The sequence below is a fragment of the Psychrobacter arcticus 273-4 genome, assembly GCF_000012305.1.
GTDB lineage: Bacteria > Pseudomonadota > Gammaproteobacteria > Pseudomonadales > Moraxellaceae > Psychrobacter > Psychrobacter arcticus.
In genome coordinates, this window is sequence record NC_007204.1 from 1,386,587 (window position 1) to 1,409,823 (window position 23,237).

A 23,237-nucleotide genomic window follows, 5' to 3' on the forward strand; every position below is an offset into this window, starting at 1 on the left:
TGCTGATTCTATCTATTCTAGTTTCGTCTATTCTCATTTCATGGATATTAATAAAGCTAAATAGCTGACTCTTCTAAAGTACCGCCGCAGCTACTGCCCTGTCCTGCCGTACAACCATAGCAGTGGTCCGCAATGGCAATATCATCACCAGCAGGATTTTGTGTTAATAAATCTCGTAGATGGCGACGAGATTTGTTTGGCACCGGAATCTCTAGTTGCTGATTAAAGTCGCAATCAAATAATTCTCCTAGCCAATTCACACTGATAGTCGAGCGGCACATTACTTCGGTTAAATTAGTAGCCACGTAATTGACTTTGAGTAGATCCATATAGGGATGGAACTGTTTTTTAGCCAATAGCACCGCACCAAAGCGCTGAATAGGCATATTGATTAAGGCAAACAGCTGATTAAACTCAATATCGAAATGCACTTTCAACTCACGCTTATAGTCAGCTTCTAGCTGCTGCTGATTGGGCGGTAGCGTCGCTCCCTGCGGGTTATACACAAGATTCAACGTTAAATTCGAACCAGATTTACCGTAACCTAAGGCATTAAGCTTATGCAGTCCTAAGATACTGTCATCAAATGCCCCTTTGCCGCGTTGTTTGTCTACATTTTCTAATGAGTAACAAGGAAGCGAGGCTACTACCTCAACCTCATTGTCCGCTAAGAACTGCGCCATATCCTCATAACCTTCTACCATCAGAATCGTCAGATTGCAGCGATCAATCACTTTGACACCCAACGCTCGTGCCGCTTTAACCAAGTACTTAAAGTCTTCGTGCATCTCAGGCGCGCCACCAGTCAAATCCAGTGTATCGATATTTTGCGCTTGTAAAATTTGTGGAATCAGCTCAACCAGCTCACGTGACATCATCTCCGTACGGTACGGACTGGCTGCAACATGACAATGCACACAGGACATATTGCATAAGTAACCCATATTCACTTGCAGGATTTTAAGCTCTCGCCTTTTAATAGCAGGAAAATCAGTATCTTCGAGTAATTCAATGGTAGATTTCATAATGGTATAGAATCCAGTTTTCAGCCTTCTTGAGTATAAATGGACATCACTAAAGTTTTGGTATAGATAGCGTTTGTCTTACAAATCCACTGCTTACATAAAGTTAATCTAATTAATAATACCTTATTTTTTCTTAATTGTATTGCCATTAATATTAGATTATTGAACAATATGACATTCGTTATCTATTATGCATTTAATCTAGACTTCTTAACATCTTCTTAACAGAGTAATTGCTACCTTAGAGAATGAAACTTTATCTCATTTTATTAAGAAGTCCGTGTATGTCAAAACACTTAATTGCTGATCCAGCCGTTGCAGAAACCAATGATGCAAGCCGCGATAAAAGTAAATTTCATCATCGTGAGGTCAATCTTACTTATCTAATTATAGTCGTTGTACTATATCTCGTTGCTACTGCAAATATCGGCTTCTTTAAGCAAGTATTAATGATCTATCCATTTGCTGATAACATTGGTTTCATAGCTTCTCTTAGCGGGCTATTGTTTGGGCTGATGTGGTTATTGTTTCAGCTATTATGTTATCGATCAACAGCAAAAATAGTACTGATTGCTATGGTGCTGATTGCGGCAGCATGTAGTTACTTCACCGATACTTATGGGACGATATTTGACCGTGGTATGTTGGTTAATAGCTTGCAGACTGATCAAGCAGAAGCGATGGGATTGATGGCACCAAGCTTTGTTATTCGACTGCTGCTATTGGGTGTGCTACCAGCTTTTGTGATCAGCAAGATTCGTATAAAGCGCCTATCTATAGGTCGCTCAATCGTGCAAAAGGCAATCACCTTGATAACGTCTATTGCGATAATAGCAGTTTGCCTATTGCCATTCGGAGATCAATACGCCAGCTTTTTTCGCCAGCATAAAATAGTGCGTAGTTATACCAATCCCATTACCCCTATTTATTCTATCATCAAACTCGGTACCGACTATGTCGATGAGCTACGTCGCCCTGATACCTTGATACTGCATGCGACAGATGCAAAACATATAGCAGCCGTCAATAGCACAACAAAACCTAAGCTGATGGTATTCGTAGTCGGTGAAACAGTTCGCGCTGATCATATTGGTTTAAATGGCTATAAACGCGATACGCTGCCGCTACTTGCCAGCCAGCCAGACATCTATAGCTTCAAGCATGCTACCTCTTGCGGCACTTCAACCGCTTATTCAGTACCGTGCATGTTCAGTTATGCTAACAGAGAAGACTACGACATAGATACTGCTGAGTACAATGAGAATGTGCTGGATACGCTCAATAGACAAGGCGTCAATGTCATCTGGCGAGACAACAATTCTAGCTCTAAAGGCGTGGCAGATCGAGTCACTTTTGAAGACTATAAAACCTCTGAGTTAAACCCTAATTGTGATAGTGAGTGTCGTGATATTGGCATGCTTGACGGCTTTGATACTTTAGTTAAGTCGGACACAGGGGTCAAAGCAGCTGCTAAGCCACAAGATACACTAATTTTATTACATCAAATGGGCAATCATGGTCCTGCTTATTACCAACGCTATCCTAAAGAGTTTGAAGAATACAAGCCAGTCTGTATGACCAATGAGTTATCCAAATGTGATGAACAGTCGGTAATTAACGGTTATGACAATGCGATTCGCTATACTGACTACTTTTTAAATGCCGTCATAGATACGCTAAAACCCTACGAACAAGACTATGATGTGGTGATGGTATATATTAGTGATCATGGGGAAAGTTTGGGTGAAAACAACGTGTATTTACATGGTCTGCCGTACGGTATTGCGCCGAATGCCCAAAAACAGGTGCCAGTAATCATTTGGTCTCCTAAAAACAATGGTATTAATACTAAAAGTCTGTCTGATATGACCAATCAGCCGGTGTCACATGATTTTATTACCCCAACCTTATTGAGTTTTTTTGGTATTACTACTCAAGAGGTTCAATCAGAACCTACCTTTTTTAAGAATGGTAATTAAATCATCTATTACGCCAGTTAACATCTTTTGAGTTGGTACTGTTCTTAGATAAAACATTCGTAGATAAAACAGTCATGGATAAAAAGCTTATGTACAAAATTCTTCTCATTGAAGACAATCCCGATATCGTGGCAAATATCTATGCTTTTTTTGAACCAAAAGGATTTGAGCTGGATAATGCCCATAATGGTCTGAGTGGCTTGGCACTGGCAGCAAACAATCGTTACGACGTGATACTACTGGATGTGATGCTTCCCGGTATGGACGGTACCAAACTGTGTAAAATGCTCAGAGAAGAGCTGCATGATAAGACGCCCGTATTAATGCTAACCGCGCGTGACACTATTTTGGATAAAGTCGCAGGGTTTGATAGTGGTGCTGATGACTATTTGGTCAAACCTTTCTCATTGGTTGAATTAGAAGCACGTATAAAAGCGCTGATACGCCGTCATCAAGACGAACATTTTCAGCACAATATACAAGTAGGCTCATTGTCTCTTAACGTAGCTGAACACAGTGTCAAACGAGACGACAAGCCATTAAAATTAACCCCAACGGGATTCAAAATTCTGCACACTCTAATGAGTGCCTCGCCACGAGTGGTTAGTAAAACTGAGCTTGAGGAAAAGGTATGGGAACAGGATGTGCCAAGCAGTGATGCCCTTCGCACACATTTGCATAGTGTGCGTGCACAAGTTGATAAGCCGTTCGATAAAACCATGATAGTGACGATGCCTGGCGTTGGTTACCAAATTATTGATCCAGACAAGGTGTAAAAACCCATAATATGACTTCATTATGAAACGCTATAATGAGGAGTCCTACCTGTATTTCTTCTTACCCTCTCTATTGCCCGACTCTAAATAAGCACATGCCATGTTCACTATAGACTCAATCGCTAATAAGTTTCGAATCTCATACTTCCTATTCGCCTTATTGCTTTGCAGCACTTTCGTCAGTATTTTTATGTATGCTGAGATGCGAATTGAACAGGACTTAGTTAAAGGGCCTCTTCTACAACAGCTACAACTTAGTCAAAGACAACATGGTGAGCAGGCTGCTTATACAGCAAATCCTGGTATTAAAATTTATCGTTATGATAGTGCGCCTGAGAATTTAAAAAAAATAGCAAACGGAACTGTTCAAGAGATACGTGTAACCGTGAATAACCAAGCGGGCAACACTAAAACCAATCTTCACTTTTTTTCCCATCAACAAAATGAGCAGCATTATATTTTGACATACTTAGAAGATATTGAGATGGTGATGGTGATGGAAAACTATCCTGTTTTAGCCATCTTCGAAGGATTAGAGGATATATTTGCCGATGCACTGAAAATTGCGGTCGTTTTGAGCTTGCTAATTGCAGCGCTATTCTCGCATTTATCATCTAAGCAAATCATAAAGCCTCTATTAGATTTAAAGCAAGCAGTGGAAACAGATCATCAAAACCTAACCGAATTGACCCATCTACCCTCAGAAGTTGGGGTATTAGCACGAGCTATCGATGAAAAAAACCATAAGCTAGAGCAATATCTAAAACGCGAGCAACTGTTTACTGGCGATGTGAGTCATGAATTGCGCACACCGTTGACCATTATCATGGGTGCATCTGAAGTACTTGCTTCACAACTTGAAGACAATAGTCGCTTGAGCGAATTCGCCAACCGTATTAGCACTACCGCTAAAGAAACCTCTGAAACTATCAGCGCTTTATTACTCTTATCACGCGCGCCCGAACAACTGGACACACCGCAAACGTCTATCAACACCATCGCCCTTGACGAAGTGTCACGCTTAAGATATTTGCTCCGCCATAAACCGGTAAGTTGTAAAGTGGTCGCTGATACAGATTATGTGGCATACGTGCGACCTGAACTGCTAAAAATGGCGTTAGGTAATTTAATAAAAAATGCCTTTCAGTATACTGATGATGGTGAAGTCATTGTAACCATCGATAGTGAGAAAATCACAGTCTCTGATACCGGTCTTGGGATTCCCGAGATTATGATGCCGCTACTGTATGAGAGGTTTGAGCGGCTAAATGATATCAATACAGGCGATCAGGTAGAAGGTAGCGGTTTGGGTCTGAGTATTGTGCAACGTATCACGGCTCATATGGGTTGGCAGTTAACGCACCAAGCTAATAAGACAGGCGGTAGTACCTTTAGTGTTTATTATAATAAGTAGCATAGATGCGTCTTTGCTCTCTTTTATACATCAACGAGTCGATATTGTGTTACGGCTCTTAACTGTCTTAACGCTTTCTTAAGATGCACTGTCTTATACTGTCCTTATAAGAATTGTCTTTATAAGCACGGTTTGCTAATTTTCTATAGTTGAAATACTTTAAAGTCGCTACCGTATTGCTGGTGTAAATTTTTTGCAGCCTCTGTCTGCGTAGGCACAGCAAGCAAGCAAAATTTGCACCAGCAATACGTGTTGTATCGATATTACTTTTCACCGACTATATTTAGTTATTTTTTAAATCAGGCAAACTCTACAGCATTACTCAATATTAATAAGTATTAAGAATTCAATATGAATACAGACAACTCTGAACCAAAAAATCAAATAGCCGCTACTGAGCTGCTTGCACCTAATAGCTATGCCAGCCTTGCTAAAGGTAAAAAAGGTTTTTCTCGTATTGTGAAAGCCGCTGGTTATTCTCTAGATGGTTTTAAAGCCGCTTATAAGTTTGAGGCGGCTTTTAGACAAGTATTTTGGCTCAACCTTGTCTTGTTCATTGCAATCATACTTATCCCTTTTGATATCAGCATAAAAATGCTGCTGATAATCACCTCTTTCTTATCCCTTATCGTTGAGCTATTTAATACGGGTCTTGAAGCCAGTGTTGACTATACCTCAACAGAACAGCATCCACTCGCCAAGATAGCTAAGGATGTGGGTTCTGCGGCGCAATTTTTGGTGTTATTACTTTTGTTTATCTTATGGGTAATGTCTGTATGGAACCTTTTATATTGAGTAAGACTTGGATATTTTTGACTTAATATAGTTTAAAAGGTGACTCAATGACTCTAGCAAAAAAATCAACTGATTGGATGTGGCTCAAGCTGCTGTGCTTAACCATTATTGCGACATTGACGTTTGAGCACAGCCAATTTGATATTCGTATTAGTGAGCTGTTCTATGCAAATGGACATTGGCTACTCGAAAAAGATGCGCAGCCTTATGCGTTTATCTTTTATGATTCTCCTAAACTGTTATTAATATTATTCGGCGTCTATTTAATAACTGTTTTAACTTGGTGCTATTGGCAAAGTCGATTTACTAAGACTGTAAATGCTAAAGCATTTTTTATTAGACCAATCGCCGCATTGTCCAGCCGAGAAATAGCTTATCTATTAATTACTATCATTATGGTACCTACGGTTATCGCAACGCTCAAAAGCTTCACCCATGTTAGTTGCCCAAATAACTTATCCTTATTTAATGGCGATCTATCCTATCTCAATCTCTGGCAAAACATACTCGCTAAAACGCCTGCGAAATGCTTTCCAGCAGCGCATGCCAGCGCAGGATTTTCTTTATATGGATTGGCATTTTTACCAACATTACGAAAATATCGCTATAAAGTTTTTGTAATAGTCACAGTTTTAGGATGGACGATGGGGATATATAAGATGTCTTTTGGCGACCATTTTTTCAGTCATACCTTAGTATCGATGCTACTGGCATGGACGATAACTTGTGCGCTCGCAAGTCTCTTTTTCAAAAGGTCTTTAAAATAATAAAATTAGACGCTTTATGAGTTATAGTTGAAATACTTTAAAGTCGCTACAGTATTGCTGGTGTAAATTTTTTGCAGCCTCTGTCTGCATTTTTTCGAAACCTGTGACACAAGCAATAACTGCATAATCATGATTTAGACCATGAGATACGCGACTCTCAACTTAATATGGGCTATCGTAGGCTGGCGCTTTTAGCCCAGTCAATCGTAACAATTTGCCAAAAACGCTGGGCTAAAGCCACAGCCTACGCCAAAAATTATGATAGTTGAGAGTGGGGTATGATTTATAACTTTAAACAAAATACTATTCAAATTTAAATTCAGCTAAATAGCTAAATAGCTTAGAAACTATATTTTGCCATGATTTCAACTTGCTGACCTTTCTTTACTTGTGATAAGGTCTTATCGCTTCGATCCCGCCATTCAATACCAAAATCGAGATCTGGTAAATAATTATAGACAAGGTTTATGCTTTTTACATTTACAGAAGTATCAGCCGCATCATCTACATTAATCTCACCATAGCGCATGTTACTAAGAAGCTTTTCTGTAAATTTATGTCTATATCCTACCGTAAAGCCCGTTTGCGATACAAGCTTACCGTCTTCCGCATCACAATCTAAAGCGCCAGTTACCCCAAGCACTTTCCCGACACATACTGTAGAATAGGCACCCATCCCTTCACCGTTGAATACGCTGGCATGTAATGAGTCATTACCCAGTTTGAGTTTACCCGCCAAAGAGACACCGACGCCTACATCTGAATCGTTTCCATTTTTAGCCTCACGCGCAGTGACCGCTAAGTTATAGCTAAGATCAGATATATTATTTTTATAGCTCACCACCATATCAGGCAGGTTAGCGTCATCATAAACAGGTTGTTGAGCCGTAAAACGAAGCCCTTTATGGGTATAATGCACAGTCAAATCCGGACGAATATCAGCGCCACCTCCAGAGATGGTTCCCAAACCCGTACCTCGAAAGTCAAGCTGTTCAGTCAAAAGTGGGTAGACCGCTAAGAACTGACCGTTCCATGTTTTACCTACGGTCAAATCATTGACCTGAACATAAGCATGGCGAAGCCGTAAGTCTGAACCGCCATTTGCGGCATTACCATAAAAATCCCCTTCGATAAAACCCGTTAATTTCTTATCATCTACCTTCTTAGTGGTTTTAAGATTGATCCGAGATTGCCGTGCATTGCCTTTGAACTCAGACTCGCCTTCATCTGGAGAATAAAATATACCCTCGGCTTTAACATAACCACCGATACTTAGAGTAGTATCTCCATTCGTGACAAGATCTATTGCTTGTGCCTGTACACATACGCCAAGAACCGCCAAACCAAAAGACAACTTTTTGATATAAAGCATAATCTATACATTCCTTGTATTGTTTTAAAATCCATTCAAATAACTATCGCTACCGTATTTTTTCACTTCATAAATACCAGTACCCTCTCCTTGTACTAAAGAACTTGCCTCCTACTTTAGTGAACACCTTCAAAAGCAGTAATCGCCGCTTTTTTTGTTTCATCAATATTTTTCTTTTGTCCACTGGATTTATCAAGATACACCAGCACTGACTCACCGCTAGCGACAATAGTATTCATAGCAGTACTATAATAAGTATATTCATGAATCAAGCTAGCATTGCCAATTTTCTTGACTCGGACACCGACCCATAAGGTATCAGGATAAGTCACTGGTTTGAAATATTGACAGGATGATGCCGCCATGACTGAAAAAGTCTTTTCATTAAATAGATTTAATTGACTGTTATAGTAAATACGAGCGTTTTGGGCATAAGTGTAATAGACCACATTATTGACATGACCAAAAGAATCCATATCACCCCACTCTACTTGTTGAGAGTAAATAACCGCAAAACCATGCATGGGATGGTTACTGTCTTTATTAAGCGTCTCTTGTATTTCCGGTAATTTTGCTAAAGCTTTCATATTTGTCTCGTCTAGTCACGCCAATGAACATACATGTCAAAATTATCAGTAAGCTCAATTGACTGTTTTTTTTGCAGTCACTAATAGAGTTTTTTGGATTAGATTAATTTTTCTGCGTACATCATCCGCATTTTTTTCTTATCAAGCTTACCCACACTGGTTTTCGGCATTTCTCTTAAGAATTTTATTTCACTTGGAACGCCATACTTTGGCAAATAGCCTTTTTCAACCGCGTGATGACCCAAGGCTAAAATATCCTCCGCTTTGATATCAACATGCTCAGGTTTTAGGACTACTAACGCTAGAGGACGTTCGCCCCATTTTTCATCTGCTATTCCAATTACGGCCACTTCAGCAACGCAAGGGTGAAATGATAAAATATTCTCGACTTCAAGAGAGGATACCCATTCGCCACCTGACTTGATGACATCTTTGAGCCTATCAGTAATTTTTAGAGTACCATCAGCGGTAATGCAGGCAATATCTTGGGTATGCATCCAACCACCGCGCCATAACTCATCGCCAGCATCTGGATTCTTAAAATAGCTTTGGGTCAGCCAAGGCGCTCGCATAACGAGTTCACCGGTCGACTCACCATCCATTGGTAGGGCTTTGCCATTCTCATCCCAAATCTCCATCGAAACGAGCATAATGGGTGAGCCAGAAAGACAACGATAACTTATCTGTTCGTCCATGGACATTACATCTGTTTTATCATCGAATACCGCTCTAGCTACCACAGGACAGGACTCGGACATTCCAAACCCCGAGATAAACTCTATGCCACTTTCAATGGCGACTTCAGCCAGACCTTCGTTTAATTTGGAGCCACCTACTGACAACTTAAGACCGTTAAACTTGCGGCCTCGTGTTGCCATTTCTTTAATTAACATCTGTAAAATGGTTGGGACACCATGTGATAACGTAACCTTATGTTGTTCAATCAAGTCAACTAGCACTTCGGGAATGTATCGCCCTGGATATACTTGTTTGAGCCCTATCATGGTTGCCCCATACGGCCAACACCATGCGTGCACATGGAATAATGGCGTCATTGGCATGTAGACATCATTGTAGCGAGCACCTTGACCTTCAGCACTGAGTGCAGATGCTAGCGTACTCGATAGAGTCTGTAATACGATCTGTCGATGGGTAAAGAAAACCCCCTTTGGGTCCCCTGTCGTACCACTGGTATAAAATGTGGTAGCGATGGTATTTTCATCGAAATCTGGAAAATCAAACTCATCACTGACCTCGGCTAGCAGGGATTCATATTCACCTTCGACATAATCTGGCATGCTAGCTTGCTGAGTTTGTATATTGTCTTCACCATACTCAGTGTCATCCAGCCAAATTATTTTCTCAATAGAAGGAGCTTCGTGACGGTAGTTTTTAGCCATTGGCTCAAATTCAGCATTTAGTAACAAGGCTTTTGGTTTGGAATGGTTGATGGTATACAGCACTTTGTCTTCAGCCAGACGTACATTGACCGTTTGCAAAATCATTCCAGACATGGGCACCGCAAAATACGCCTCAAGATAACGATGACTATCCCAATCCATAACAGCAACCACATCACCCGGTTGCAAGCCCATTGTTTTAAGTACGTTTGCCAAGCGATTAACGCGCTTAAAAAATTCAGCATAGGTATAAGTAACCTTATCCGCATAACTAATGGTTTGATCTTTAGAGGCGATTTTTGCACGGTTTAGTAGCTGCTTGATAATCAAAGGAAAACCGTAAGCTTCTTGAGCTTGCTGGTAGTCCTCATGTTGGTTAAGTATCGTAGTCATTATTGTCATCCTTGATAATAAAATAGTATGGCGAGAACAGTAATAGTAAAGGTAGCTTAAAAGAATTAAACTCGTTCAATCACCATGGCAAGCCCTTGCCCAATGCCAATGCATAAACTGACCACTGCATATTTTTCACCCGTACGCTGTAGCTCGCGCGCAGTGCTTAGCGCTATTCTAGCGCCTGATGCACCAAGCGGATGTCCAATGGCAATAGCACCGCCATTAGGGTTGACGCGCTTATCATCAAAGTCAATATCTAAACCTTTGAGGCAACCGAGTACTTGCGAGGCAAATGCTTCATTAATCTCAATGATGGACATATCATCAAGGGTCAAATCAGCACGTTTCAATGCCAGTTTAATAGCTTCAACAGGGCCTATGCCCATAATATTCGGCTCAACACCCATAGCACCGGATGAGAGAATTTTTGCGATAGGCTTAAAGCCTAACTTTTCTTCTGCTTGCTTTGATCCAATAATAAGAGCAGCTGCGCCGTCATTGATACCTGATGCGTTGCCTGCTGTGACGACCCCTTCGTTATTTAAAGGTTTCAGTTTTTGTAATGCTTCAACAGTAGAACTAGCGCGGGGATGCTCATCTTCTGCTATCGCTTTTTCTGGTAATTTTCTACCTTGCGATACCATAATTGGCGTTATTTCATCATCAAAGAACCCAGCTTGTTTTGCCGCTTGGTACTTAGCTTGCGAGGCCGCTGCAAATTTATCCGCTTCTTCGCGAGTAATGCCGTATTTGCGAGCAACATTATCACCCGTTTGCGGCATAGTATCGCTACCAAACTGTTTTTCGATGATAGGATTGGGGAAGCGGCTGCCAATGGTGGTATCAAATACTTTAAACTCACGGCTAAAAGGCTGCTCGGTCTTGGCAAAAACAAAGGGGGCGCGGGTCATTGACTCAACGCCGCCCGCTAAAATAATATCCCCCTCATTACAAGTAATACTACGAGCGGCATCAATAATGGTCGATAATCCTGAAGCGCATAGGCGATTGACGGTTTGACCGGGCGTTTTGACATCTAACCCTGCTAGCAACGCGGCATTACGGGCGATATTGCGTGAGTCTTCACCAGCTTGATTGGTATTACCGATTAGTACTTCATCAAAAATATCATTGGGTAATTGGTGTTTTTCGACCAAAGTCTTCATCACTGTGGCGATTAAGTCATCAGGACGAACCGTTGCTAATGCTCCTCCATGCCGACCAAAAGGACTTCTTAATCCATCATAAATATAGGCATCTAACATAACTTTTCCTTGTTGTGTTTTGAGAGTTTGTCTTATTAAAACATATAGTTTAGTAACATTACTAGATAGCTAGGTCATTAGCATCAATAATGGCTCTGCTGAGTAAACAGTGAGATACCTAGCTTGGCGCGGCGTTGTAACCACAGGCTTGGACGATAACGTTGATCACCGGTTAAGCCATAAATGCGTTCTAAGATAAGTAAAATTCGCTGAGATCCAAGCTCGTTGCCCCATGAGATAGGACCATACGGATAGCCTAATCCCAGCTTGACGGCATTATCTATATCTTCAGAAGAGGCAATACCTTGCATTGCAATATCACACCCTAGATTAATTACCATCGCAATGACTCGCTGCGCCACAAAGCCAGTGCTTTCAGTAATCAGCGTAGCATCGACAGCAACATTTGAGCCCTCATCCGAGCTTTTACCGAATAAAGCATAAGCTTGTGCCACAAAGTTATCTTGCGTGACGATACTTGGCATCAAAGTACGATGCTTAGATAAGTCAGTCAGCATATCAATGGCGACCGCTTGCTTAGGATTCACTTGATAACGAATAGCAGCGTTGGTGGTATCCTCGCCATAGATTGCTAGCAATACCAGACTGTCAGGGTTTGGCTTATCGTTATCATCAATAGTGACGTCTTTATAATTTAGATAATCAACCAGCTGTTGTTTATCTTCTGCTAAATCCGCCCCAATCCAAACTGAGGTAATGGCTGCATCAGACCTTGTTTTAGAAAATGACGCTTCAAACAGTGATGATTTAGACGTATTTGCTGTCAATTTTTGACCATCTTTATACTGATAAAAGCCTTCACCAACTTTGCGACCGAGCTTTTTCCCCATCAGCATCTGACGAGTTAACGGATGGGGACGATAGCGATCTTCATGATAAAACTGGTTATAGATTGACTCCATGACTGGATGCGACACATCGATACCTGTAAGATCAAGCAGCTCAAATGGTCCCATTCGAAAGCCTGCACCCTCACGTAAGATACGATCGATATCCTCAAAACTAGCGACCCCCTCTCCTAATATTTTCAATGCCTCTGTGCCATAAGCTCTACCACCATGATTCACAATAAACCCTGGTGTATCTTTCGCCACCACACCCAAATGTCCCATGCGCTTGGCTAACTCCTTAAGCGTCTCTACCACTGAAGCTCTAGTAGAGATACCCGGAATAACTTCAACGATTTTCATTAGTGGGACTGGATTGAAAAAGTGAAATCCTGCTACGCGCTCTGGATGCGCGCAATCAGAGGCAATCGTGGTCACCGCTAGCGATGACGTATTAGTTGCCAAAATCGTCTCAGCAGAGACAATGCTTTCTAACTGTTTAAAGAGCTGTTGTTTTATCTCTAAATTTTCTATGATTGCTTCGATTACGAGCTCAGCCTTCACAATTTGGGTCAGATCTTCAATCACGGTCAAATTGGTCAAAGTTGACTGTAACTGCTCATCCGTAAATTTTCCTTTAGCTGCTAGTTTTTCGAGCATGGTTTGAAGAGATTGACGTCCTTGCTCAGCGGCTCCTGCCTTAGCATCAAATAAGAGCACTTGAATGCCCGCTTGAGCGGCGATTTGGGCGATACCCATACCCATAATGCCGGTGCCAATAATAGCCAATGTGTTCACGGTCATAATAATCCTTTATATGCTCTTGTTAACTAGTCTCGTTTTCGGAGTTGATTAGCTATGCCTCTCTATAATTCGACAAGCTATCGTCCTTTGTATTCAGCACTACGTTTTTCTAAGAAGGCTTTTGCGCCTTCTTTTTGATCTTCAGTATCAAACAGAATCTGAAAGGCTTTACGCTCTAAAGCCAATGCGGCTTGTAGTGGCATATCCACCCCTAAATTGGCGACTTCTTTAATTTGGGTTAAGGCAATAGGCGAATAACCTGCTAGTTGCTCAGCAATCTCGATAGCACGTTTGATAGTTGCTTCATCTTCGACTACTTCAGAGACCAGCCCCATTTGATCCGCTTCATCAGCGCTTATCATGTCACCAGTCAATATCAGCTTCATAGCTTTATGTTTGCCAATTACGCGAAATAGCCGCTGCGTACCCCCTGCTCCTGGCATCAGTCCTATTTTGATTTCTGGTTGTCCAAACTTAGCAGACTTACCAGCGACAATGATGTCGGCATGCATAGCGAGTTCACAGCCACCGCCAAGTGCATAGCCATTTACTGCTGCGATAATCGGCTTACAACAATTGGTGATGGCATCCCAATAACGTTCGCTATGACGCAAATACACATCGACTGTTTTCGCGGTTAAAAAATCATTAATATCAGCACCGGCCGCGAACACCTTATTACCACCCGTCAGCACAATGGCCTTGGTATTCACGTCATCGTTTAATTTGTTGAAAATCTCTGCCATTTGTTCGCGTAATTCAGTATTCAAAGCATTGCGAACTTTAGGACGATTGAGTCTTATCACACTAACGCCATTTTCTTGTTGCTCACAAATAATGATTTGCTCTTCCATGATGCTGTTCCTTAAGCAATGTCCTTAAAGCAATGTCCTTAGGTAAAGTACTACAACCCCTAAAACACATTAACATTTATGATAATTAATACCGCATAGCGATATTTAAGACCAATATATACTGTTTATTTTCCTTTGTGAAGGATAAATATCAGTTAAATTTAGAAATAAACCAACTATCTAAACTTTAATTTTTTAAAAATACCGCATTGCGGTTATTTAAACCAAAACTATTGTAATTCCATAAACTATCAATTATGCTGTTTGTTCAAGGCAATCATGAAGCCGCTCTCAATTTGAATATTAATTAAACAAGGAAGAATCACATGATCAGAGATAAGGACATTCTTAACCAAATCACCGACACTATCCGCCAATTTGTTAATAACCAATTAATACCGATGGAACACTGGGTAGCAGAAAACGACCGTCTTCCAGACGATATTATCAATCAAATGCGCGAGTTAGGGCTATTTGGACTAACTATTCCCGAAGAGTATGGCGGGCTTGGCGTTACGATGGAAGAAGAGGTCACACTGGCATTTGAATTAGGGCGCACATCTCCTGCGTTTCGCTCACTAATCGGGACAAATAACGGTATCGGCTCATCTGGTCTAGTCATCGATGGTACTGAAGCACAAAAACAGAAATATCTACCTAGACTCGCCAGCGGTGAAATCATCGGCTCATTTTGTTTGACCGAGCCGGATTCTGGCTCAGATGCCGCTTCATTAAAGACCACTGCCATCAAGGACGGTGATACTTATATTATTAACGGTACTAAACGCTATATTACCAACGCCCCTGAAGCCGGCGTATTTACTGTGATGGCACGTACTGACCCACAAAATAAAAGATCGGGTGGTATTTCAGCTTTCATTGTTGAGAGCGATACTCCTGGTATTACTTTGGGTAAAATTGATAAAAAAATGGGCCAAAAAGGCGCTCATACCTGTGACGTTATCTTTGATAATTGTGTCGTGCCTGCTGATGCTTTGATTGGTGGTGTCGAAGGTGTAGGTTTCAAAACCGCGATGAAAGTACTTGATAAAGGGCGCCTACATATTGCTGCAGCAAGTACCGGAGCCGCTACTCGCATGTTAGATGATGCCTTGCACTATGCCGTTGAGCGTAAGCAATTTGGGCAGCCAATTGCCAATTTTCAGCTTATTCAAGCGATGCTCGCTGATTCAAAAGCAGAAATATATGCGGCTAAATCTATGGTATTGGATGCATCACGTTTGCGCGATGAAGGTAAAGATGTCGTCACCGAATCATCCTGTGCCAAGATGTTTGCCACCGAAATGTGTGGTCGAGTTGCTGACAGAGCCGTGCAAATTCATGGCGGTGCTGGTTATATCGCGGATTATGGCATTGAGCGTTTTTATCGTGATGTGCGCTTGTATCGTTTATATGAAGGTACTACCCAGATTCAGCAAATTATTATTGCCCGCAATATGATTAAAGAAGTGAGTGAATAGAGTTTGTTTGATGAGCAAGGCAATATCGGTATTTGCTAGGACGCAAATACCGTAATAAATACACTATCAAGATATTTTTTTATTCTCACAACGATAAGGATATGTATTGTGAAAAGTGCGGCTATAACTTCAAATCCAAGCTTAGACTCTATCCAGAAGCAACCTTGGAAACTGGCCTTTGTATTTTGTTTTTTAGTTTTATTATGTGATGGGGCTGATATTGGTATTCTGGCCTTTACGCTTTCAAGTCTAAAACAAGAATTTGTATTGACCAATGTACAAGCTGGAGCTTTGGGCAGTTGGTCATTATTTGGTATGGCAATCGGTGGATTTTTTGGCGGTTGGGCATGTGATCGTTTTGGACGAGTACGGGTTATCGTGATTGCGACAGCCCTCTTCTCTGTGTTATCAGGTTTTAGTGGATTTGCGCAGAGCTATGAACATTTTGTAGCATTACGGTTCGCCGCTTGTTTGGGTCTTGGTAGTTTATATATTGCGACTAATACTTTGATGTCTGAAATGGTACCTACTAAACATCGAACGACCGTACTTGCGATGTTGATGACAGGGTTTACTTTAGGATCTCTAGTTATCACTAGCCTGTCTGCTTGGATTATTCCCAACTACGGGTGGCGTATAATGTATTTCATATCATTTTCACCTATTATTCTCGCAGTATTGATGTATTTTCTAGTGTCTGAGCCGCAGTCTTGGAAAGAGTCACGTGCCCTTAAACTCAGTGGTGCAAAGAACTCACTTCAAAAACCTGAAAATCCTTATAAAGCTATATTTGAAAACCCAAAGCATCGCATCATGTTTATTTTATGGTCTATGAGTTCGGGACTCTTACTATTTGGTTATTTTGGCGTAAGCAACTGGTTACCTACTTATCTGGAAACCGAATTAGGTATAAAGTTCAAAGAAATGGCACTATATATGGCGGGTACTTATTTGACGATGATGTTTGCTAAAGTAGTGGCAGGTATCGTGGCTGATAAGATAGGTCGTAAGATAGTATTTGCCTTTGGCACCATGGGTACCGCACTATTTATACCAGTACTGGTCTATATGCATACTCCAGAAAATATCGGTTGGTTAATGATAACCTTTGGTTTCTTATATGGTATTCCTTATGCGATTAACGCCACCTATTTGACCGAAAGCTTTCCGACCGCTATTCGAGGTACTGCCATTGGTGGTGCATTCAATATCGGACGACTTGGCTCAGTTATTGCACCCGTAGCCATTGGTTATATGGCCATGCAAAACTCTATCGGCGCAGGTTTATTACTGATGGCAGGAGCATACTTCTTATGTGGTCTTATTCCGACCTTGTTCATCAAAGAACAACAGTATGATCCACAAAAGGCGTAATACTATTCAATATATACCGCATAGCGAAATAGATTATAATAGCTGTGTTAAGCATTTAAATGCACCTTTAACATAGTATTGTTAGAGGTGCAAACTGACGTGGTTTAATTGATACGACTAACCCAGTTAAGACATATTGAACCGCCCCGGTATTGTCGGAGACTCAACATTCTGAGAGAATACGATAATGAAAACACGAAACCACACTCCCGAGATTAAAGAATGCGCCGTTCGCATGCTCATTGAAACAGGAGCGGGTTCACTGGCACAATTATCGGACGCGATACGCAGCACAACAAGATGTCATGAATTACATCACAATGTGGTACAACAGCCAACGAATGCATTCATACCTTGATTACCAAAGTCCCAATGAGTTTGAGCGTATGGGGAGGCCGTTAAAAAAAGTGGCTTAACGAACTTAACTAGGGTGACCAAATTCAGTTGACCAGGTCATACTACCTACTGTTAGCTTACAATAATTTTTTGATTGTTAAGTACGGTAAGTAGTGCGTTTACTATCATATTTGTATTATAGTAGATTCACTGTAAAACCGATACAGTGCGACTGGGATGAATTTTTCGTAGCCTCTGTGATAGCAGCAAGCAAGAGAAGTTTATACCAGTCGTACCTCTTTAATAACATATCGATTTTATTTTGAACCAACTACAACTTAATTGAGAATAAAAATAATATATGACAACTAAAAACCTTGCAGATGAAGGCACTAACAACACAACACATATCGAATTGTTAGAGCCGATTGCAGAGATGCGCGATAAGAATGATCGGCAGTTTGTTACGGCTTTAGCTCGAGGGCTAGAGTTACTTCGCTGCTTTACCCCGCAGCGTCCTTATTTAGGTAATCAAGACTTAAGTCAACTGACAGGTTTGTCTAAAGGAACCATTACTCGTCTTACTTATACCTTAGTCAAGCTCGGCTATTTAAAACAATCGACCAACAGTAGTAAATATCAACTGTCTGCGGGTGTATTGAGATTTGGCTATACGATGATGGCGAACGTCTCTATCAATAACTTAGTAACACCGTACATGGAAGAGTTAGCAGACTATGCCAATAGTGCCGTTGCCATGGCAACTCGCGATCGACTAACGATGGTATATTTGAATGTTGTGCAAGGTGATGGCACTACTACCATGCGCCGTAATGTCGGCTCATACCTGCCCATTCACTTAAGTTCAATGGGTAGAGCCTGTTTAGCCAGTATGCCGCAGGCTGAGCAAGAATTCATTCTTAATGCAATTCGTAGTAAGTATCAAGAGGATTGGATAAAAATTAAAAGAGGGCTAGATAAAGCTTTTAAAGATTATGAAGATTATGGGTATTGTTTTTCAATTAGCGAATGGCAAAAAGATGTCAATGCAGTCGCCACTGCTTTCATGCATCCTACTGAGGGTTTACTGACTTTCAATTGTGGCGCGCCAAATTTCGTTTTGAGCCGTACAAAATTAGAGGAAGATGTAGCCCCTCGTCTATTGCATATGAAGAATAGTATTGAAAGCAATCTTTACATTAGCTAGTGCATACTTTCCATCATAGATGGTCGCATTGTAGTGGCATAATAAATTCGGACAACTGATCAGAGGTTATACGAACCTAAAGAAGATAACTATAGTTGAAATACTTTAAAGTCGCTACCGTATTGCTGGTGTAAATTTTTTGCAGCCTCTGTCTGCGTAGGCACAGCAAGCAAGAAAAATTTGCACCAGTAGTACGTGTTGTATCGATATTACTTTTCACCGACTATAGTATGCCACTACATCGCCCAAAAAAACGCCCCTTATGTATTAAATAAGGGGCATTTTTATGTGAAGCTTATTTATACGCCTACACAATATATCGTCTTACAACAGCAAGTTTATAATCAGCCTTTTTTTATACGCATATCACCGGTTTCAACATAACGCTGATGCCATGATAATGCTTCGTCCAAGATATGTGGTGTTTGCATACCAGCAGTGTCTGAAGCACGATCAAAATAATCTTGCAGCATTGGGCGATAGTCAGGATGGGCGCAGTTATCGATAATCGCTTTTGCACGTTGACGCGGAGATAGACCACGCAAATCTGCCAACCCTTGCTCTGTGACAATGACCATCACATCATGCTCAGTATGGTCATGATGCGATACCATCGGCGTGATACAAGAGATAGCACCATCTTTTGCCACTGATGGTGATACAAAGAATGAAGTATAAGCGTTACGAGCGAAATCACCCGAACCGCCCAAGCCATTCATCATATTGGTGCCCATGACGTGGGTTGAGTTGACGTTACCATATAAGTCGCACTCAATCATGGCATTAATTGCCAATACGCCTAAGCGACGCGCCACTTCAGGATGGTTGGTGATTTCTTGTGGGCGCAATACGATACGCGCACGCAAATCTTCGATATTGGCATTAAATCGTTCTAGCGCATCTGGGCTCAATGACAGTGCAGTGGCCGAAGCCATGGTCATTTTACCAGACATAATAAGGTCTAACATGCCGTCTTGCAATACTTCAGTGTAGCCTGTCAAATTCTCAAACGGGCTGTTTTGTAGTCCTGCCAATACTGCATTGGCTACGTTACCCACACCAGATTGGATTGGCAATAAACTTTCTGGCATGCGACCTTTTTTGACTTCATCATGGAAGAAATCAATGATATGACTGGCGATTTTGTTTGAAGATTCATCAGGGTCTGCAAACTTGCTGTTGCGATCTGGCGAATTCGTTAAGACAACGGCAACCACTTTATCCAAGTCACAATGTAGATATGGCACACCAATACGTCCGCCTGGGGTCACAAGTGGAATAGGCTTACGATTTGGCGGCATACCGATATCATTATAGACATCATGCATACCTTCTAACATCAAGCTTTGCTGCGCGTTCACTTCTAAAATGATTTTGTCTGCATTTTCTAGCCATGCATTGTTGTTACCGATAGAGGTCGATGGAATCAGGCGACCATCTGGCAAAATACCAGATACCTCAACGACAGCCATATGCATCTTGCCATAAAAACCAATGGTGCTCTGCTGCGCCACATGCGATAAATGCACATCAAAATAATGCGCTTCACCCGCATTGATTTGCTTACGTAGTGCAGGCTCTGATTGATACGGCGTGCGCCACTTGATGCCGTTCGCTTCTGCCAATACGCCATCACATTCCGTTGCAGTAGACGCACCAGTCAATAAACCAATTTGAAAGTCTTCACCGCGAGCATGAGCCGCTTCTATATGTTTGGCAAGCGCAGCTGGTATCGCTTTTGGATAACCTGCACCGGTAAAGCCACTCATACCGACATTCATGTCGTTTTTGATGAACGCTGCTGCTTGATCAGCAGACATGATTTTTTTGCTTAGACCGTCGTGAAGTACACGACCTTCATGATTCAGTGATGTCATACCTTTTTTCCTAGTAACTTCCATATTAAAATCAAACCACTTCTCAATGAAGCGTTTGATACGAAACCAATAATAAAATGCAATGCTGCATATTAGCAACTTTCCCATAAAAAACAAGCTGGTTGGCTCAAATTTGCCTATAGAAATTTTATTTATTCTATATAAACTAACATTAGTTCGTTTTTTGTCTTTTTTATATATAGTTAAGTCTTTATAAAATCGATACAGCCCATATTATGAAACAGTTTAGGTAAATTATTCTCCATCCAGCCGATGTAATTTATGACATCTTGTTGTGCTGCGTATCGCGTCCGATAATTGCGCCAGTGAACCCGCTCCTGTTTCAAGCTGCCGAAAAAGAGTTCTTTAATCTCGGGAGGGTAGTTCCGTGTTTTCATTGTCGTATTCTCTCAGAATGTTGAGTCTCCGACAATACTGGAGCGGTTCAAAAAATATCAAAGTCCTTTCTACTACTGGCAATATTCGTTACTATTTAACCTTATCAGTTAAGCTTATTGGTTAATCCTGTAGTTTTAGCCCAATTTCTTTCATCCTCGTAAAAAGGACTTTGCGATGTCAGCTCCATATTCTTATTCTCATCAGACACAAGCGCCCACTTATAAAACTTTAAAATCTGCCGCATTGGTTATTAGCAGCACGCTATTGCTCTCTGTATCTGCCCATGCGGTAGACACAAACACTGCTGTCGCCCCAAAAACCATTAATTCAACCTCGATTAATACCAGTGCGATTAATCTAGCGGTTATGACAGAAAACCCTACCGTACTGTCTGAAACCAAGCGCATCACACGAGCGAAAACCAATACGCTCACGCCTAAGACCACGCAAGCCAAAACCGATCAAGCCATCTATTCTGTGGACGCTATCCACCACCCTGTTTGGGCAAAAAACGGCATGGTCGCCACCCAAGAAGCACTTGCTTCTGATATCGGCTTAAAGATTTTGAAAGATGGTGGTAATGCCGTTGATGCTGCTGTGGCGGTGGGTTTTGCTCTAGCCGTGACGTTACCACGTGCAGGCAATATCGGCGGTGGTGGATTTATGATGGTATATGATGCCAAACAAGGTAAAACCGTGGCGCTCGATTATCGTGAAAAAGCCCCTAGTAGCGCCTCGCGCGATATGTATCTTGATAAGGATGGCAATGCCGTCAGTGACTTATCTCGTTATCATGGTTTAGCAGTTGGTGTGCCAGGTACGGTAGCAGGCTTACTCAAAGCATTAGAAGATCATGGCACCATGAGCCGCGGACAAGTGATGGCACCAGCGATTGCGCTGGCTGAAAATGGTATTGAAGTCACTGCTGGGTTGTCAGAGTCGTTAGAAGCGTTAAGCGATCGCTTACAAAAATGGCCAAGTACCAAAAAGATATTCTTTAAAGCTGATGGCAGCGCTTATCAACCGGGTGAGCACTTAAAACAACCGGAGCTTGCTCATTCGCTAAAGCTGATTGCCGCCAAAGGCGCTGATGGTTTTTATAAGGGTGAAACTGCCCGAAAGCTTGTCAAAGCGATTAATGAAGCGGGCGGAAAGATGAGTTTGCAAGACTTAGCTAACTATCAAGCTATTGCCCGTACGCCTGTTAAAGGCGATTATCGTGGCTATGAGATTGTCTCCATGCCACCACCGTCTTCTGGCGGTATTCATATTGTGCAGATTTTAAATATCTTGGAAGGTTATCCGCTAAGAGACTATGGTCAAAACAGCGCGCAAACCATTCATTTAATGGCTGAAGCAATGCAGTTGGCTTATGCGGATCGTTCTGAGTATTTGGGTGATTCTGATTTTATTGACGTCCCTGCTAGCGGTTTAACTGCTAAGCCTTATGCTGATAAGCTGCGCGCTTTAATCAACCCAAATAAAGCCACGCCAGCAGCAACCATCAAGGCAAATAACCCTCTACCGTACGAGAGTGATCAAACCACGCATTTTTCTATTGTCGATAAAGATGGCAATGCGGTGGCCAATACTTATACGTTGAATTTCTCTTATGGCACTGGTCTTGTCGCCGATGGTACGGGGATACTGCTCAATAACGAGATGGACGATTTTTCTGCTAAGCCCGGTGTGCCAAATGGTTATGGCTTAATCGGTGGCGATGCCAATGCGATCGAGGCGAATAAGCGTCCCTTGTCCTCTATGAGTCCAACGCTCGTATTTAAAGACAGCAAACCTTATATCGTCACGGGCAGTCCGGGTGGTAGCCGTATCATTACTACGGTCACGCAGGTCATCTCAAACGTCATTGACCATGATATGAATATTGCTGAAGCCACACACGCACCGCGTATTCATGACCAGTGGCTACCGGATGAGATTCGTATCGAAAAAGCACTAAATATAGATACGATTAAAAAATTAGAGTCCATGGGACATAAGGTCAGTTCACAGTCAGCCATGGGTTCGACACAATCAATTATGATTACGCCAAATGGCATTTATGGGGCTTCTGACCCGCGTATTGTCGATGCCGCGGTGGTTGGATACTAAAATAGTACTATTTTAATATCTAAATAAAATCGTCAAGTAGCACCTTCAAATACTCGCTTCTTATACTTTCTTGCCCTCTACCCTATATATGGTAGAGGGTATTTCTAATGCTACGATAATTGAATAGCATATAACAAATAAAGGAAGTTAATAACTATGGGTTTTAGCT

17 protein-coding genes and 2 pseudogenes are annotated in these 23,237 nt (G+C 41.5%); 10 read left to right on the plus strand and 9 right to left on the minus strand.

The annotated features are described in order from the left end of the window. Positions 1–56 precede the first annotated feature (56 nt). Positions 57–1,025: an arsenosugar biosynthesis radical SAM (seleno)protein ArsS gene (gene arsS, locus PSYC_RS06040; RefSeq protein WP_011280433.1), complete on the minus strand. Its 969-nt coding sequence runs from the start codon at positions 1,023–1,025 to the stop codon at positions 57–59. A gap of 284 nt (positions 1,026–1,309) precedes the next feature. On the opposite strand from arsS, the gene PSYC_RS06045 reads away from it, so the two are divergent. The 5 genes from PSYC_RS06045 (at position 1,310) to PSYC_RS06065 (ending at position 6,756) form a co-directional block, all read left to right on the plus strand. Further along, a complete protein-coding gene (locus PSYC_RS06045; protein WP_041757662.1) occupies positions 1,310–3,004 on the plus strand; it encodes a phosphoethanolamine transferase in 1,695 nt (564 codons plus the stop codon). Between the two features lie 89 nt (positions 3,005–3,093). After that, positions 3,094–3,780 (plus strand): response regulator transcription factor, encoded by a 687-nt coding sequence (locus PSYC_RS06050; RefSeq protein WP_041757664.1) that lies wholly within the window; start codon positions 3,094–3,096, stop codon positions 3,778–3,780. 100 nt (positions 3,781–3,880) lie between these two features. Then, positions 3,881–5,194: a sensor histidine kinase gene (locus PSYC_RS06055; protein ID WP_011280436.1), complete on the plus strand. Its 1,314-nt coding sequence runs from the start codon at positions 3,881–3,883 to the stop codon at positions 5,192–5,194. A 351-nt stretch (positions 5,195–5,545) separates the two neighbouring features. Next, on the plus strand, positions 5,546–5,989 hold the full coding sequence (locus tag PSYC_RS06060) for a diacylglycerol kinase (RefSeq protein WP_011280437.1): 444 nt from the start codon (positions 5,546–5,548) through the stop codon (positions 5,987–5,989). Between the two features lie 47 nt (positions 5,990–6,036). Further along, entirely contained in the window at positions 6,037–6,756 is a 720-nt protein-coding gene (locus PSYC_RS06065) for a PAP2 family lipid A phosphatase (protein ID WP_011280438.1), read from the plus strand. Positions 6,757–7,096: 340 nt separating this feature from the next. On the opposite strand, the gene PSYC_RS06070 is transcribed toward PSYC_RS06065, so the two are convergent. The 6 genes from PSYC_RS06070 to PSYC_RS06095 all read right to left on the minus strand — a co-directional run bounded on the left by PSYC_RS06070 (position 7,097) and on the right by PSYC_RS06095 (position 14,282). After that, on the minus strand, positions 7,097–8,128 hold the full coding sequence (locus PSYC_RS06070; protein ID WP_011280439.1) for a hypothetical protein: 1,032 nt from the start codon (positions 8,126–8,128) through the stop codon (positions 7,097–7,099). 116 nt (positions 8,129–8,244) lie between these two features. Next, positions 8,245–8,715, minus strand: coding sequence for an acyl-CoA thioesterase (locus tag PSYC_RS06075; RefSeq protein WP_011280440.1), 471 nt, complete (start codon positions 8,713–8,715; stop codon positions 8,245–8,247). Positions 8,716–8,813: 98 nt separating this feature from the next. After that, positions 8,814–10,508, minus strand: a complete 1,695-nt coding sequence (locus PSYC_RS06080; protein ID WP_011280441.1) for a fatty acid--CoA ligase — start codon at positions 10,506–10,508, stop codon at positions 8,814–8,816. 65 nt (positions 10,509–10,573) lie between these two features. Beyond that, on the minus strand, positions 10,574–11,776 hold the full coding sequence (locus PSYC_RS06085; RefSeq protein WP_011280442.1) for a 3-oxoadipyl-CoA thiolase: 1,203 nt from the start codon (positions 11,774–11,776) through the stop codon (positions 10,574–10,576). Positions 11,777–11,859: 83 nt separating this feature from the next. Then, on the minus strand, positions 11,860–13,434 hold the full coding sequence (locus tag PSYC_RS06090) for a 3-hydroxyacyl-CoA dehydrogenase (protein WP_148201656.1): 1,575 nt from the start codon (positions 13,432–13,434) through the stop codon (positions 11,860–11,862). Between the two features lie 71 nt (positions 13,435–13,505). Continuing rightward, positions 13,506–14,282 (minus strand): enoyl-CoA hydratase, encoded by a 777-nt coding sequence (locus PSYC_RS06095; RefSeq protein ID WP_011280444.1) that lies wholly within the window; start codon positions 14,280–14,282, stop codon positions 13,506–13,508. A gap of 326 nt (positions 14,283–14,608) precedes the next feature. Between PSYC_RS06095 and PSYC_RS06100 the strand changes: the two genes are divergently transcribed. The 4 genes and pseudogenes from PSYC_RS06100 (at position 14,609) to PSYC_RS06110 (ending at position 18,680) form a co-directional block, all read left to right on the plus strand. Then, positions 14,609–15,763, plus strand: coding sequence for an acyl-CoA dehydrogenase family protein (locus PSYC_RS06100; protein WP_011280445.1), 1,155 nt, complete (start codon positions 14,609–14,611; stop codon positions 15,761–15,763). A gap of 108 nt (positions 15,764–15,871) precedes the next feature. Beyond that, positions 15,872–17,137, plus strand: coding sequence for an MFS transporter (locus PSYC_RS06105; RefSeq protein WP_011280446.1), 1,266 nt, complete (start codon positions 15,872–15,874; stop codon positions 17,135–17,137). A gap of 230 nt (positions 17,138–17,367) precedes the next feature. After that, positions 17,368–17,553 (plus strand): annotated as a pseudogene (locus PSYC_RS11400) (IS3 family transposase); the annotation flags it as partial. A 281-nt stretch (positions 17,554–17,834) separates the two neighbouring features. Beyond that, positions 17,835–18,680, plus strand: a complete 846-nt coding sequence (locus PSYC_RS06110) for an IclR family transcriptional regulator (protein ID WP_011280447.1) — start codon at positions 17,835–17,837, stop codon at positions 18,678–18,680. Positions 18,681–19,024: 344 nt separating this feature from the next. Here PSYC_RS06110 and PSYC_RS06115 read toward each other — a convergent pair whose 3' ends face one another. Next, complete coding sequence (locus PSYC_RS06115; protein WP_011280448.1) at positions 19,025–20,557, minus strand: acetyl-CoA hydrolase/transferase family protein; 1,533 nt, start codon at positions 20,555–20,557, stop codon at positions 19,025–19,027. Between the two features lie 203 nt (positions 20,558–20,760). Next, a pseudogene (locus PSYC_RS11950) lies at positions 20,761–20,928 on the minus strand (IS3 family transposase); the annotation flags it as partial. A gap of 202 nt (positions 20,929–21,130) precedes the next feature. Between PSYC_RS11950 and ggt the strand changes: the two are divergent. Beyond that, a complete protein-coding gene (gene ggt, locus PSYC_RS06125) occupies positions 21,131–23,068 on the plus strand; it encodes a gamma-glutamyltransferase (protein WP_011280449.1) in 1,938 nt (645 codons plus the stop codon). Positions 23,069–23,237 lie beyond the last annotated feature (169 nt).

Coding starts and splice junctions, on each gene's coding strand:
- ggt (WP_011280449.1), top strand. CDS start 21,131: ATGTCAGCTCCATATTCTTATTCTCATCAGACACAAGCGCCCACTTAT.
- PSYC_RS06065 (WP_011280438.1), top strand. CDS start 6,037: ATGACTCTAGCAAAAAAATCAACTGATTGGATGTGGCTCAAGCTGCTG.
- PSYC_RS06080 (WP_011280441.1), bottom strand. CDS start 10,508: ATGACTACGATACTTAACCAACATGAGGACTACCAGCAAGCTCAAGAA.
- PSYC_RS06045 (WP_041757662.1), top strand. CDS start 1,310: ATGTCAAAACACTTAATTGCTGATCCAGCCGTTGCAGAAACCAATGAT.
- PSYC_RS06070 (WP_011280439.1), bottom strand. CDS start 8,128: ATGCTTTATATCAAAAAGTTGTCTTTTGGTTTGGCGGTTCTTGGCGTA.
- arsS (WP_011280433.1), bottom strand. CDS start 1,025: ATGAAATCTACCATTGAATTACTCGAAGATACTGATTTTCCTGCTATT.
- PSYC_RS06050 (WP_041757664.1), top strand. CDS start 3,094: ATGTACAAAATTCTTCTCATTGAAGACAATCCCGATATCGTGGCAAAT.
- PSYC_RS06115 (WP_011280448.1), bottom strand. CDS start 20,557: ATGACATCACTGAATCATGAAGGTCGTGTACTTCACGACGGTCTAAGC.
- PSYC_RS06095 (WP_011280444.1), bottom strand. CDS start 14,282: ATGGAAGAGCAAATCATTATTTGTGAGCAACAAGAAAATGGCGTTAGT.
- PSYC_RS06110 (WP_011280447.1), top strand. CDS start 17,835: ATGACAACTAAAAACCTTGCAGATGAAGGCACTAACAACACAACACAT.
- PSYC_RS06085 (WP_011280442.1), bottom strand. CDS start 11,776: ATGTTAGATGCCTATATTTATGATGGATTAAGAAGTCCTTTTGGTCGG.
- PSYC_RS06055 (WP_011280436.1), top strand. CDS start 3,881: ATGTTCACTATAGACTCAATCGCTAATAAGTTTCGAATCTCATACTTC.
- PSYC_RS06060 (WP_011280437.1), top strand. CDS start 5,546: ATGAATACAGACAACTCTGAACCAAAAAATCAAATAGCCGCTACTGAG.
- PSYC_RS06100 (WP_011280445.1), top strand. CDS start 14,609: ATGATCAGAGATAAGGACATTCTTAACCAAATCACCGACACTATCCGC.
- PSYC_RS06075 (WP_011280440.1), bottom strand. CDS start 8,715: ATGAAAGCTTTAGCAAAATTACCGGAAATACAAGAGACGCTTAATAAA.